A 13,203-nucleotide genomic window follows, 5' to 3' on the forward strand; every position below is an offset into this window, starting at 1 on the left:
CGTCGGCCGCGCTAGGCGAAGACGACCGTACGGTGCCCGTTGAGCAGTACCCGGTGCTCGCTGTGCCACTTCACCGCGCGCGCCAGTGCCTGGCACTCGACGTCGCGGCCGACCGCCACCAGCTGCTCGGGGGTGACCTCGTGGCCGACCCGCTCGACCTCCTGCTCGATGATCGGGCCCTCGTCGAGGTCGGCCGTCACGTAGTGCGCGGTCGCGCCGATCAGTTTCACCCCGCGCGCATGCGCCTGGTGGTAGGGCTTGGCGCCCTTGAAGCTCGGCAGGAACGAGTGGTGGATGTTGATGATCCGGCCGCTGAGCTGCTTGCACAGGTGGTCGGAGAGGACCTGCATGTAGCGGGCGAGCACGACGAGTTCCACCCGCTCCGCCTCGACCAGGTCGAGCACCTGCTGCTCGGCGGTCGCCTTGGTGTCCTTCGTCACGGGGATGTGGTGGAAGGGGATGTCGTACGAGCCGACCAGTTCGCGGAAGTCCGGGTGGTTGGAGACGACGGCGGCGATCTCCACCGGCAGCGCGCCGATCCGCGAACGGAACAGCAGGTCGTTGAGGCAGTGGCCGAACTTGCTGACCATCAGCACGATCCGCATCCGGTCCGCGGCCCGGTGGATCTGCCAGTCCATCTTGAACGCGTCCCCGATCGCGGCGAAACTGGCCCGCAGCTTGTCCACCGACACCGGGTCCTGCGCCGAGAACGCGACCCGCATGAAGAACAGCCCCGTGTCGTGGTCCCCGAACTGCCTGCTGTCCTCGATGTTGCAGCCGGTCATGAAGAGGTAGCTGGACACGGCGTGCACGATGCCCTGCTTGTCCGGGCAGGAGAGGGTCAGGACGTAGTGGTCGGTGGCGGGGGTGGCCGTGGAACCGGCCTTGGGGTCGCTCATGACCCCAGAGGATCGCACATCCGCACAGATCAGGCGGGACTGGTCAGTATGCGGATGACGTCCAGGGAGCGCGGCGCGGTGTCCGGGTCGTCCCCGTCGCTCGTCGCCATCCGCACGTGCGCCTCGCGCGCCGCCCGGACCGCCTCCGGCCACAGAGGGTGCGCCAGATAGGCCGGTACGGGGGCGTCCGCGCCGATCTCGTGCATGATCCGCAGGACCCGGAGCACGGCGGCGTCCACGAGGGCCGCCTCGTCCGGATCCCGGAATATGGACCCGACGTACTTTTCGGCGGACCAGTTGTCGAGCCAGGTGTCCTCGACGAGGCGGTACACGGCATCGGTGATGTCCCCGTACCCGTCGAGGCCGGCCAGCCAGCACTCCTGGTGGAAGACGGGGTCGGAGAGCATGTGCAGCGCGGAACGCACCTGAGTGCGCCAGCGCCACCACGGCATGTCATTCAGCGGCATGCCGCCCATGGTGGTGGAGCGACGGCCGCGACGGGAAGGGTTCGCAGAAGCTTGCACGGTTGCCGATCGTACGGGCATGCGAATTCAGTCCGGACAAGCCCCCACGATTCACCCGTCACCGCACCGGCGCTCCGCCCGCCGGCCGCGGCAGGCGCACGCGCGTGCGCCTGCTCGCAGGTCCGTCCTCAGAGGTCCGTCGCCTGGTGCCGGGTCAGCCCGTACTTCCCGGCGATCGAGTTCCACAGGACCACGGCCTCCTTCTTCGCCCGGGACGCCTTGCCGCTCTCCCGGTCGCCCAGCTGGCGTGCGCCGGTGGCCTGCGCCTTGCCGTTCGGGCAGAAGCGCTGCGGGCCGCCGGCGACCCGGTCCGCCCACGCCGCGTAGTGGTCGTCGGCCGCCGCCGACGCCTGCCACGCCCTGTTGAGCGCCTCGGTCAGTGCCGCGTGCTCGGGCAGCTTGTCCACCGTGAGGGCCTCCAGCCGGCTCACCAGGCCGCGCCGCTGGGTGGCCGCGCCGCGCAGATCGGACGCCGCCTTGTCGAGCTTGTCGCACCTGCTGATGGAGTCGACGGCGTTGATGACCGTGGAACGGCTGTCGTTGCTGCTCTCCAGAAGCTTCTCCAGCTCCTGGGCCTGCGCCTTGGCGGGGTCTGCGGCATTGTCGGCGGGCGGCGCGGGCAGCGAGCTGCCGGACGCCACCGTCGTGGCGTCGCCGCCCTTGGCGTCCGTCTCGCCGCCCGAGCTGGCCAGCGCGCTGATCCCCAGGCCGAGCACCGAGCAGCCGATCACCACGGCGGCGATCATCGGCACCGCGCCGACCTTGCGCCGCCCGGACGCGGGGCCACCGCCGGGCCCGTAACCGCCCTGCCCGTGGCCGGGCTGCTGGTACTGCTGGTAGCGCGCCTCCTCCTGCTCGGCCTCCTGCTGCCGGGGCGGCAGGAAGCGCGGCATCTGCTGCGTGGAGGCGGGGGCGTCCGGCTCCTCGGCGGCCCGGGGGGCGGACGGGCGGAAGAGGCTGTCGAACTCGGCGGGCGGCTGCCGCTCCCCGGGCGCTCCCGGCCGCAGCGGCACCTCGGGACGCGGCGCGTACGCGGCGTCCGCGGGCACCGGCGGCAGGTACTGCGTGGCGTCGGCGTCCGACCCGGCGGGCGGCTGCAGCGCCTGCTGCCCGAGGAACGGGGTTCCGTCGAGGGGCCCGGCGTGCCCGGCGCCCTGGGCGGGACCGGCGTGGCTTCCGTGGCCGGTGGTCCCGTAAGCGGACTGTCCTGCCGGAGCCGCGTGGCCTCCGGGGCCGGAGGGGTACGGCACCGGGTTCTCCGGCGGGAGCGCCCCGGGGCCCCGCGGCACGGGCGGAATGAGCTGGGTGGCGTCCGGGTCCCCGCCGGGCGCGGGCATGTCCCAGGCGGGCTGCTGCGGCACCGGCGGCTGCACGTGCGGTGGCGGCATCGGCTGCCAGTCCGTCATCTGCTGCGGGACGGGCGGCTGTTGGGCCTCCGGGTAGCCCTGAGGGTGCTGGGTGCCCTGGGCGTCCGCTCCCCACGTCTGGTCCCAGCCCTGCCCGTGGGGCGGCGTCGCGCCAACGGCTCCTTGGCCCGGGGCCGCGCCGGGTATCCCGCCCGGCGCGGCCGGCCACTGCTGCTGGTACTGCTGCGGGTCGTACTGCTGTGGTGCGTACGACTGCTGCTGCGCCTGCTGCGGGTACTGCTGCGCCGGGGGCAGCCCTGCGCCCTCGTGTGCGGGGCGCACAGCGGGATGCTGCGGCTCATCACCCTGTTCGCTCTGCGTCAACGGGGGCTCCTGCCATCGGTACCGGGGTTCCCCGCCGCGAGAGCGAGGGACGGAATCACCGGTTCACGCTACCGGGTGAATCCGCCCCGCTGCCACGCGCCCGTGGCCGCTGGTCACCGGCACCCCGCCCGACCTCGCACGCTGTCCCGCACAGTCGGCCGTTGACGCTGCTCACAAGGTGTCCGGGCGCGCCTCACGCCGCCTGAATCTCCATCCGTGCCCCGAACTCCCGTACCGAGGGCTCGTCCCGGTACGGGTCGAGACGCTGCTGCAGGTCCTCCAGGTACTCCGCCCCCCGGTTCGACCGCAGCGTTCCCAGGAGTTCGGCCGCGCGCGTGCCCGTGTGACAGGCCTGTTCCACCTCGCGCTGCTGCACCTGTGCGGAGGCGAGGAGCACGAGGCCGATGGCCCGTCGGCGCACCCGGCTGTCCGGATGTCCCGACAGGCTCTCCTGGGCCCGGCGCGCCGCAGCCTGCGCCTGACCCAAGTCGCGGTGGCAGTGCGCGAGTTCGTCGGCGAGGTATGCCTGGTCGAAGTGCGCGATCCACACCGGGTCGTCCCCCGTGTCGCCCGCGTCGTGCGCCCGCTCCATCGCCGACTGAGCCTTCCCCGCCACCGTCTGGCAGGTCCTCTCGTCGCCCAGCAGCGCGTGGCCGCGCGCCTCCGCCGCGTAGAACATCGCCTCCGTACGGGGCGTGACCCGCCCCTTCGCACCCTCCTGCGCCGCCCGCGCCAGCTGGGCGATCTCGCGCGGATTCCCGAGCTGAGCCGCGAGGTGGCTCATGGACGCGGCCAGTACGTATCCTCCGTAGCCCCGGTCCCCCGCCGCCTGTGCGAGCCGCAGCGCCTGGATGTAGTACCGCTGGGCGAGCCCCGGCTGGCCCGTGTCGACGGCCATGTATCCGGCCAGTTCGGTCAGCCTGGCCACCGCGGCGAACAGTTCGCGCCCGACGGCCTCCCGGTACGACCCGGACAGCAGGCCGGAGACGACGCTGTTGAGGTAGTGGACGACGATCGGCCGCACGTGCCCCGCGCCGAACCTGTGGTCCAGTGCCACCAGGGCCTCCGTCGTCGCCCGTACCGCCTCGACATCGCTCGGCCCCACCCGTGATCCGGCGTGCCGCGCCACCTGGTGGTCCGCGCCCGTGATCAGCCAGTCCCTGCTGGGCTCCACCAGCGCCGACGACGCGACGGAGGAACCGGACAGGAAGTCCCGGCGCCCCACGTCGCTGCGCCACAGCTCGCAGACCTGCTCGATCGCGCCCAGTACGGTCGGCGAGAACTGGAGCCCGATCCCGGACGCCAGGTTCTTGCCGTTGGCCATGCCGATCTCGTCGATGGTGACCGTGCGGCCGAGCTTGCGGCCCAGGGCCTCCGCGATGATGCCCGGGGCGCGCCCCCGGGGCTGCTGGCCGCGCAGCCACCGCGCGACCGATGTCTTGTCGTACCGCAGGTCGAGGCCGTGCTCGGCGCCGCACATGTTGACCCGGCGGGCCAGCCCGGCGTTGGAACAGCCGGCTTCCTGGATGAGCGCCTGGAGACGTTCGTTCGGCTGACGGGCGACGAGCGGCCTGGCTGCCATGTGTACCCCCTGGTGCGGGCGCTGAGAACTCCTGGTGAATCCCTGCGGATTCCGTGCGGAGATCAATGCCCTGCGGATATGCAAAGAATGCGAGACATCTACGGTGATGTGCCCACATGCCGGAACACCGAGGTATTTCCGGTACTTCGGCGTACCGTTCGTGAACTTCCTCGTACGGCCCTGTACTTCCGGTTAGCGGCGGGTAGTTCCGAGTGTTCTCGTGCTTCCACATTTGTGGCTTCCCGCTCACCGTCCCGGACCCACCTGCGCGCCCCCGCCCGTGCACCCATGCGCCCCGCATGCAGGATCGTTGCGCCATGTCCCGGCAGGCCACGCCCGTAACCGGAGTTGGCAGGCGTAGTTGTGCTGTTCGTGGAAGAGACCATCGGAGTTCCGGACGTCACGGACGCAGCCCAGATCCCTCAGCAGCGCCGGGAGCAACTGCTCGACGGCGCCGTGCGATACGCGGAAGAACGGCACTGGGACGTGGTCCCCGGCACCTGGCTGGAGGCGCGGGAGGGGGTCGAGCGCTGCTCGTGCGGCGACGTGACGTGCACCGCCCCCGGCGCACACCCCACGGGCAACGACTGGGCGACGCAGGCGACCGGCAGTGCGGTGGCGGCGCGCAGGATGTGGCAGAAGACGCCCGGCGCCTCGATCCTGCTGCCCACCGGCCGCACCTTCGACGCCATCGACGTGCCCGAGACGGCCGGTTTCCTGGCGCTGGCCCGGATGGAGCGCATGGAACTCACCCTCGGCCCGGTGACCAGCACCCCCGACCGACGGCTCCTCTTCTTCGTACTGCCGGGTGTGGGAGCCAAGATTCCCGACCTGGTACGGAAGCTGGGCTGGGTACCGAGCACCCTCGACCTCGTCTCGCGCGGCGAGGGCGACTACGTGGCGGCCCCGCCGACCCGCATGGGCGGGATGGGCGCCGTGCAGTGGGCCCGCCGTCCCACTCCGGCGAACCGGTGGCTGCCGGACGCGGAGGAGCTGATCAACCCCCTCGCCTACGCGTGCGGGCGGGAAGCGGCTACTGCGCGGGGGCGCGCTCGAACATAGGGTGGGCCCCGTCACACGGGGACCACGAAAGGCAACGCGTCATGCCTGACCAAGCATTCGACCACGGGGCGGCCGCACAGTCCGGGCAGGCGGGCGGAGCGCATACGGCGCCGCCCGCCGCGGTACGTGTTCAGGGGCTGTGGAAACGATTCGGCGAGCAGATCGCCGTCGCCGGGATCGATCTCGAACTGCCCGCGGGAAAGTTCATCGGCCTGGTCGGGCCGAACGGGGCGGGCAAGACCACCACCCTGTCGATGGTGACGGGACTGCTGCGTCCCGATCAGGGCACCGTGGAGATCGGCGGCCACGACGTGTGGCGCGACCCGGTGCGGGTCAAGTCGCGCATCGGCGTGCTGCCCGAGGGTCTGCGCCTGTTCGAGCGGCTGTCGGGGCGTGAACTGCTCGCCTACAGCGGCCGGTTGCGGGGGCTTCCCGGCGCCGAGGTCGACAAGCGGGCGACCCAGCTCCTGGACGTACTGGACCTGGCGGGCTCCCAGCACAAACTGGTCGTCGACTACTCGACGGGCATGCGCAAGAAGATCGGTCTCGCCGCCGCCCTGCTCCACAACCCGCAAGTCCTCTTCCTGGACGAGCCGTTCGAGGGCGTCGACCCGGTCTCGGCCCAGACCATCCGGGGCGTGCTGGAGCGCTACACCGCGTCGGGCGCCACCGTGATCTTCTCCAGCCACGTCATGGAGCTGGTGGAGTCGCTGTGCGACTGGGTGGCGGTGATGGCCGCGGGCCGCATCCGCGCCCAGGGCACCCTCGCGGAGGTCCGCGGCGACGCGCCGACCCTGCAGAGCGCGTTCCTGGAACTGGTGGGGGCACAGGGGCGCGACGCCGGGGAGAGCCTGGACTGGCTGGGCGGCGGGGCGGGACGATGAGTGCCGACTCCGTGGTCGCTCCGGCCGGCTCCGCCGGTCCCGCCGACGCTGTTTCCTCGGGGCTGACGCCCCTGTTCGTACGACTGAAGCTGGCGCTCCTGAAGAACGGGCTGCGGCAGTCGTCCGGGCGCACCGCCGCCTTCATCGCCTCCTTCGTGCTGGTGGTGCTCTTCTCCGCGGCGCAGCTGCTGGGGCTGATCCTGCTGCGCGGGACGGAGTACGCCCCGGTCTTCACGCTGCTGATCACGCTCGTCCTCGCGCTGGGCTGGACGTTCATGCCGCTGTTCTTCCCGAGCGGCGACGAGACGCTCGACCCGTCGCGGCTGGTGATGCTTCCGTTGCGGCCCAGGCCCCTGGTGCGGGCGCTGCTGGTGGCGTCGCTGGTGGGCATAGGGCCGCTGTTCACGGTGTGCCTGGTGGTGGGCTCGGTGATCGCCGTGGCGCACGGGTTCGCGGGGGCGGTGACGGCGTTGCTCGGCGCCGTACTGACCGTCCTCACGTGCGTGGCCGTCGCCCGTACCGTCGCGACCCTGAACGTACGGCTGCTGACCAGTCGACGCGGCCGGGACCTGGCGGTGCTGAGCGGACTCGTCATCGCCGTGGGCATCCAGGTCGTCAACTTCGGCTGGCAGCGGCTGGCCAGGTCCGGCGACCTGTCGGTGCTCGATCCGGTCACCGACGTCGTGCAGTGGATTCCGCCGGCCTCGGCGGTCGGCGCGGTGCACTCGGTGAGCGAGGGGGCGTACGGGCGCGGTGTCTGCCAGCTGCTGCTCGCCGTGGTGGCCCTGGTGCTGCTGCTGTGGGTGTGGGAGCGCGGGCTCGTCAAGCTGATGACGGCGCCCGACGGGTCGACCCTCCAGGCGTCGTCGGGGCCCTCGCGCAAGGAGTCGAAGGCGGGGCCGTTGTCACGGCTGCTGCCGGACGGGCGTACCGGGGCCACCGTGCAACGGGTCCTGCGCTACATCTGGCGCGACCCCAAGACGAAGGGCGCCTGGATCACCTCGCTGGCGATCGGTCTGATCATCCCGGTCTTCAACGCCCTCCAGGGCACGGGGTCGGTGTACCTAGCCTGCATCGCGACGGGGATGCTCGGCATGCTCACGTTCAACCAGTTCGGAACGGACACCTCGGCGTTCTGGATGGTCGCGACGTCCATCTCGACGACCCGGGACGCGTACGAGGAACTGCGCGCACGGCTGCTGGCGCTGCTGGCGATCACCGTCCCGTACACGCTGCTCGTGACGTGCGTGACGGCGGCGGTCGTCGGTGACTGGCGGACGCTGCCGGAGGTTCTCGGGCTGGCGTTCGCACTGCTGGGGGCACTGCTGGCGGCCGGCATGGTGGCCTCGATGCGCTACCCGTACTCGGTGCCGAGCGAGGGCAGCAAGACCGTGGTACCCGGGCAGGGGTCGCTGGCGTGGATGTCGCTGGTCGCGGGCGTGGTGGTGTCGATGGTGCTGTGCGCGCCGCTGATCGCGCTCACGGTGTGGCTGCACGTGGCGGGGCACGCGACGTGGATCCTGCTGCCGGTGGGGACGGTGTACGGGGCGCTGGCCGCGTGGGCCGGGCTGAAGGCGGCGGCGCCGGGGACGGCTCGGCGGTTGCCGGAGATTCTCGGGGCGGTGAGCAAGGGGTAGGGCGGGGCGTACGTGCGGTCTGTGCGTGGATGAGTTTGTGCGCGCGGGGCGTACGGGGGTGGCGGGGCGTGGGGCGGGAGGTGCGCGTCCCGTGCGGGGGCCGCCCCCTTGCCCGCCCGTTCCGCCCCCTTGGGCGGCCCCGCCGCCCAAGGGCGCTACCGGGGGGTTGAGGTGGCCCCGCCGCTCAGGGGGCTACCGGCGGGGGGTTATCGGAGGGGGGTGAGGGTTTCTTGCAGGAAGGGTTCGATGGCGGTGCGCCAGCCTCCCGGCTGGTCGTAGTGGACCAGGTGGCCCGCTTCGACCACCTCCGCGTACTTCCCCTTCGGCAGCACTCGCACCATCTCCTGCGCCTCCGCCCGTCCCAGCTCGCCGTCCAGGCCGCGTACCACCAGCGTCGGGCACTGCACCTGGGACAGCTCGTCCCAGTGCGCCTCGTACACCCACGTCGCCCTGGACAGCAGCATCTGGCGGCGCGAGAAGACCGGACGCCAGCCGTCCGACCGTTCCGCCATCACCTCGGCGAAGAACTCGCCGCGCGCCGGGGAGGGCCGCTCCACCCACGGGTCGTCCTCGCCGAACCACTTCCGTACGTCCGCGAGCGTGGCGAACGGCACCGGCCAGGCCTTGAACCAGTCCTCCCATTCCCGCTGGGAGGCGGCCCCGAGCGCCGAGGCCCGCATGTCGCAGACGACCAGCGCCCGCACCAGGTCCGGCCGTTTGGCGGCGAGCTGCCAGGCGGTCAGTGCGCCCATCGAGTGGCCGATCAGGGTCACGGGCCCCAGCCCCAGTTGCTCGACCACCGCCTCCGCGTCGGCGACGTAGGCCTCGCGTGTGAAGGGCCCGTCCGCCGGTTTTTCGCTGCGGCCGTGGCCGCGCTGGTCGAGGGCGACCGCCCGGTGCCGCTCGCTGAGCCAGCGGGCCGTCTCCGCCCAGTGCGAGGAGCGGCCCATCAGGCCGTGCAGCAGGAGGACGCCGGGAGACCGCTCCGGCTCACCGCCGTCCTTGGGCGGGTCGGCGAACTCCCAGGCGGCGAGGCGTACGCCGTCTGCTCCGGTCACGTCGATGCGCCGCGCCATATGGCCTGGCACCCCCTTCTGCTTCCGGTCGTTCCGGTTCCGGGCGGTCTCCGCTGCCTGCGCTGCCCGCTCTCTCCGCTCTCGCTACGACACTCAAGTTATCGAACTCTCATTCGAGAATCCGGGTTCGGCGCGCAAGTCCCCACTTTCGAGTGACAGCGCTCAAGGATTGGCTCGCGCTGCCGAGGGGAGATCTTCTGCGGGAGGCGGGCCGCTCGGGGAAGACGGTCCGCGGGAGTCGACCTAGGGAGCTCGGGGCTCCAGGTCGACGCAGGGGAGGACAGGCCCCGGCGCCTCAGGGCGCCGGGGCCCTCTTCGTACGGCGCCTCCCGCGACGCCGTGTGCGGTGCGTACGACGGGCTCATCCCCGCCTCCTCCCCGGCCGCGCTGCGGGCCCGGCCGGCAGCCCTCATTCACGATGTGTGCCCCGGTTCGTGCGCCGCAGACACAGCGTGGCACGCGATCCGTCCGGCCGCTGGCATTCCGGTGCGAAAGAGGGGGCCAACTCCCCGGTGGAGTCGGGAAGTTGACCTTGCTCGGGTTCGGGTCAGGGCTTGGCGACGAAGACGTGCGACGCCGTCTCCGTGTCCAGCTCCGCCGCCTCGCCGCTGCTGCCGACCAGGACGCCGCCCGGCGACTCGGTCACGCTGACCACCGAGCCGGGCTGCACGCCCGCGCGGCGCAGCGTGTACATCAGCTGGGCATCGGTCTGGATGGGCTCGCCGATCCGCCGTACGACGACGGTCTTGCCCTCCGGGCCCGGCGCGAGCTCGCTCAGGCTGACCATTCCCTCGTTCAGGAACGGGTCGGCCTCGGCCTTCTCGCCCAGCTCCTCCAAACCCGGGATGGGGTTGCCGTACGGGGACTCGGTGGGGTGGCGGAGCAGTTCGAGCACCCGGCGCTCCACCGCCTCGCTCATCACGTGCTCCCAGCGGCACGCCTCCGCGTGCACCTGCTCCCACTCCAGGCCGATCACGTCGACGAGCAGGCACTCGGCCAGGCGGTGCTTGCGCATCACGCGGGTGGCGAGCCTGCGGCCCTCCTCGGTGAACTCCAGGTGGCGGTCGCCCGCGACCGTCACCAGGCCGTCGCGCTCCATGCGCGCCACCGTCTGGCTGACGGTCGGTCCGCTCTGGTCCAGGCGCTCGGCGATACGGGCGCGCATGGGGACGACGCCCTCCTCCTCGAGTTCGAGGATGGTGCGGAGATACATCTCCGTGGTGTCGATCAGTCCGGACATGTGTGCCCCTCGATGCTGTGGCAGAAAATCGTCGTGCGCTCAGTCGCCCTGCGCCGGCCCTGCACCAATTCTGACGCATCCCACTGACAACCGTGCCGCACCGGTGTCAGGCCGTATTGACAGGCCCCAGGTCCAGACCGCACCGTGCTGCGATGAGCGAGAACAAACTGGCCGGCCAGTTCTTCGACGCCGCGATCGGACTGCTGCACAAGGTGCGGGACGAGGAGTCGGAGTCCATCGCCGCGGCGGGCGCCGCGATCGCCGACACCGTGGCCGCCGGCGGCCGGCTCTTCGCCTTCGGCGCGGGCCACTCCTCGCTGGCCGCGCAGGACGTCGTCTACCGGGCCGGCGGACTCGCCCTGATGAACCTGCTGGCCGTCCCCGGCGTCGTCGGCGTCGACGTCATGCCGGCCACCCTGGGCTCGGCCCTGGAACGCGTCGACGGCCTCGCGGGCGCGGTCCTGGACAGCAGCCCCGCCAAGCCCGGCGACGTACTCGTCGTCATCTCCCTGTCCGGGCGCAACGCGCTGCCCGTCGAGATGGCGATGAACGCGCGCGCCCTGGGGCTGAAGGTGATCGGCGTGACCTCTGTGGCGTACGCGGAGGGCACCAGGTCGCGACACAAGTCGGGCAGTTTCCTCAAGGACCACTGCGACATCGTGCTCGACAGCAAGATCGCCGTGGGTGACGCCGAGCTGACGGCGGACGGCGTCGGCGCGCCCTTCGCACCCGCCTCCACCGTCGTCACCACCGCCCTGATGCAGGCGGTCATGGCCGCCGCGGCCGGCGAACTCGTGGCGCGCGGCGTCGAACCGCCGCTGCTGCGCTCGGGGAACGTGGACGGCGGCCACGAGTGGAACGGCCGCGTGATGAGCGAGTACGGGGACCGGATCTTCTTCCGGCACTGAGCACGCACCCCGTCACCGGGCACGCGCACGGCGGCGTGCTTGCCGCGCGGGCCCGGTGACGGGGGTTCGGCGCGCGTGCTCGGTGCGGGGGTTCGGCGCGCGTGCTCGGTGCGGGGGTTCGGCGCGCGTGCTCGGTGCGGGGGTTCGGCGCGCGTGCTGGGTGCGGGGGTTCGGCGCGCGTGCTCGGTGCGGGGGTTCGGCGTGCGCGCTCGGTGCGCGTGTTTCAGTGCGCGTCCGTCGCGCCCGCCAGCGCCTGGGCCAGGTCGACCGAAGCCGCGACCCGCACCGCGATGCTCTCCGCGTACGTCGCGTCCGGGCGCTCGAAGGCCGGGCGGCCGGGACCGCGGAGGAAGGTCACCGCGCCCAGCGTGCGGCCCCGGCTGCGCAGCACCGTGCAGAGCGCGTGGACGGCGCCCTTCGGCCACTGCCGCTCGGCCGCCCAGGCGGCGGCGTCGCGCACTCCCGCGCTCGCCCGCACGGCGCCCGTCCGGTCCAGCGACCGGAGGGCCGGATGTCCCTCCCCGTACCGCACCGGGATGCCCGCCCCCGCGTTCTCCGGGGAGCACGGTCCCGGCTCCCCGGAGGGTGTGGCGGCGACCCGTACCAGGCGCTCGCCCGCCAGTACATCCATGAGGGCGTGGTCGGCGAAGCCCGCGAGGCCGAAGTCGAGATGGGCGAACGCGGCCTCCATCGGGTCCTCGCACTCGGCGGCGGCTCGCGCCGCACGGTGCAGCTGGCTGCTCCGGAAGCGCAGTCTGGCCGCCTCCTGTTCGGCGGTCTTCGCCTCCGTGACGTCCTGGAAGAGCCAGCCCACGCCGAGCGGCACCGGCTCCTGGGCGAGCGGGGAGGCCAGCCGCAGGAAGCCGCTGCGCCAGCAGCGCCGCCGCTCGCCCTCGGCGGTGCGCAGCGTCACCCACAGGTCGACCGGGGCGGGCGGGGAGCCCTCGGCGAGGACGTGCTGGAGGGCACCCTCCAGTTCGTCCACGCCCTGGACGACCGTCTCGCCCAGCGGGCGGCCCAGGAGCGTCGTACGGCCGCCGCCGAGGGAGCGGGCGGCGTGCACGTTGACGACGGTGGGGCGCAGGTCGACGTCGAGCAGGACCACGCCCCAGGAGGCGTCCTCGAACAGGACCTCGCTCAGTGCGATGGCCCGCTCCAGGTCGATCTGCGCGTGCACTTCGCCGAACGCGCCGTACACCCCGGCCGGCCGTCCGTCCGTGCCCGGCACGGCCGCCGACTGCATCCGTACCAGAACCCGGCCGCCGTCCTTGCGCAGCAGGGCGAACTCGTGGACCTGGCGTCCGCCGCCGCGCATCGCCGACATCAGCCGTTCCTGGACCTCCTCGGCGTCCGCGCTGCGCACCGCCCAGCCCGCGAGGCCGCGCCGGCCCACGGCGTCCCCCGCGCTCCAGCCGAGGATGCGCTCGGCCTCACGGTTCCAGTGGGTGACGGTGCCGTCTGCGTCGAAGGCGCACAGGGCGGCGTCCATGCCGTCCAGAAGTGCGGCGAGCAGTTCCGCGCCCGGCGGCGGCCTGTCCGCACCCGGTTCCGTCGTCCCACTGCTCAGCGAAGCACTCACCGGCACCCCCGCACATCTTTCCTCCGCGCTGCTGTTCACCTCAGCTCCACGCGTGGTCATTCAACTCGAACGTGACGCAGCC

11 protein-coding genes are annotated in these 13,203 nt (G+C 72.3%); 4 read left to right on the plus strand and 7 right to left on the minus strand.

From position 1 onward, the window contains the following. Positions 1 to 11: 11 nt before the first annotated feature. From purU to HNQ79_RS09945, 4 genes are all read right to left on the minus strand, one after another. Positions 12 to 899, minus strand: a complete 888-nt coding sequence (purU, locus tag HNQ79_RS09930) for a formyltetrahydrofolate deformylase (RefSeq protein WP_185029179.1) — start codon at positions 897 to 899, stop codon at positions 12 to 14. A 29-nt stretch (positions 900 to 928) separates the two neighbouring features. Next, on the minus strand, positions 929 to 1,444 hold the full coding sequence (locus HNQ79_RS09935; RefSeq protein ID WP_185029181.1) for an SCO4402 family protein: 516 nt from the start codon (positions 1,442 to 1,444) through the stop codon (positions 929 to 931). A gap of 107 nt (positions 1,445 to 1,551) precedes the next feature. Further along, a complete protein-coding gene (locus HNQ79_RS09940) occupies positions 1,552 to 3,153 on the minus strand; it encodes a hypothetical protein (RefSeq protein ID WP_185029183.1) in 1,602 nt (533 codons plus the stop codon). 193 nt (positions 3,154 to 3,346) lie between these two features. Continuing rightward, positions 3,347 to 4,735, minus strand: coding sequence for an NsdA family TPR-like regulatory protein (locus HNQ79_RS09945; RefSeq protein ID WP_185029185.1), 1,389 nt, complete (start codon positions 4,733 to 4,735; stop codon positions 3,347 to 3,349). Between the two features lie 363 nt (positions 4,736 to 5,098). On the opposite strand from HNQ79_RS09945, the gene HNQ79_RS09950 reads away from it, so the two are divergent. From HNQ79_RS09950 to HNQ79_RS09960, 3 genes are read left to right on the plus strand one after another with little or no spacing between them, the layout of a single operon-like run. Continuing rightward, positions 5,099 to 5,797: a bifunctional DNA primase/polymerase gene (locus HNQ79_RS09950; RefSeq protein WP_185029187.1), complete on the plus strand. Its 699-nt coding sequence runs from the start codon at positions 5,099 to 5,101 to the stop codon at positions 5,795 to 5,797. A 41-nt stretch (positions 5,798 to 5,838) separates the two neighbouring features. Continuing rightward, positions 5,839 to 6,681, plus strand: coding sequence for an ABC transporter ATP-binding protein (locus HNQ79_RS09955; RefSeq protein WP_229923528.1), 843 nt, complete (start codon positions 5,839 to 5,841; stop codon positions 6,679 to 6,681). After that, the gene (locus HNQ79_RS09960) at positions 6,678 to 8,318 is read left to right on the plus strand and encodes a transporter (RefSeq protein ID WP_185029189.1); all 1,641 of its coding nucleotides are present in this window, start codon (positions 6,678 to 6,680) and stop codon (positions 8,316 to 8,318) included. The genes HNQ79_RS09955 and HNQ79_RS09960 overlap by 4 nt, the downstream gene beginning before the upstream one ends. 206 nt (positions 8,319 to 8,524) lie before the next feature. Here the strand turns inward: HNQ79_RS09960 and HNQ79_RS09965 are convergent, their stop codons facing one another. Further along, positions 8,525 to 9,394 (minus strand): alpha/beta fold hydrolase, encoded by an 870-nt coding sequence (locus HNQ79_RS09965; protein WP_185029191.1) that lies wholly within the window; start codon positions 9,392 to 9,394, stop codon positions 8,525 to 8,527. A gap of 547 nt (positions 9,395 to 9,941) precedes the next feature. Further along, on the minus strand, positions 9,942 to 10,634 hold the full coding sequence (locus HNQ79_RS09970) for an iron-dependent transcriptional repressor DtxR (protein WP_185029193.1): 693 nt from the start codon (positions 10,632 to 10,634) through the stop codon (positions 9,942 to 9,944). Positions 10,635 to 10,786: 152 nt separating this feature from the next. Here HNQ79_RS09970 and HNQ79_RS09975 point away from each other — a divergent pair, with 152 nt between their 5' ends. Continuing rightward, positions 10,787 to 11,542, plus strand: coding sequence for an SIS domain-containing protein (locus tag HNQ79_RS09975; RefSeq protein ID WP_185029195.1), 756 nt, complete (start codon positions 10,787 to 10,789; stop codon positions 11,540 to 11,542). A gap of 223 nt (positions 11,543 to 11,765) precedes the next feature. Here HNQ79_RS09975 and HNQ79_RS09980 read toward each other — a convergent pair whose 3' ends face one another. Continuing rightward, positions 11,766 to 13,121, minus strand: coding sequence for a PAS domain-containing protein (locus HNQ79_RS09980; protein WP_229923552.1), 1,356 nt, complete (start codon positions 13,119 to 13,121; stop codon positions 11,766 to 11,768). Between the last annotated feature and the right edge of the window lie 82 nt (positions 13,122 to 13,203).

This window comes from Streptomyces candidus (assembly GCF_014207445.1).
GTDB classification, from domain to species: Bacteria; Actinomycetota; Actinomycetes; order Streptomycetales; family Streptomycetaceae; genus Streptomyces; species Streptomyces candidus.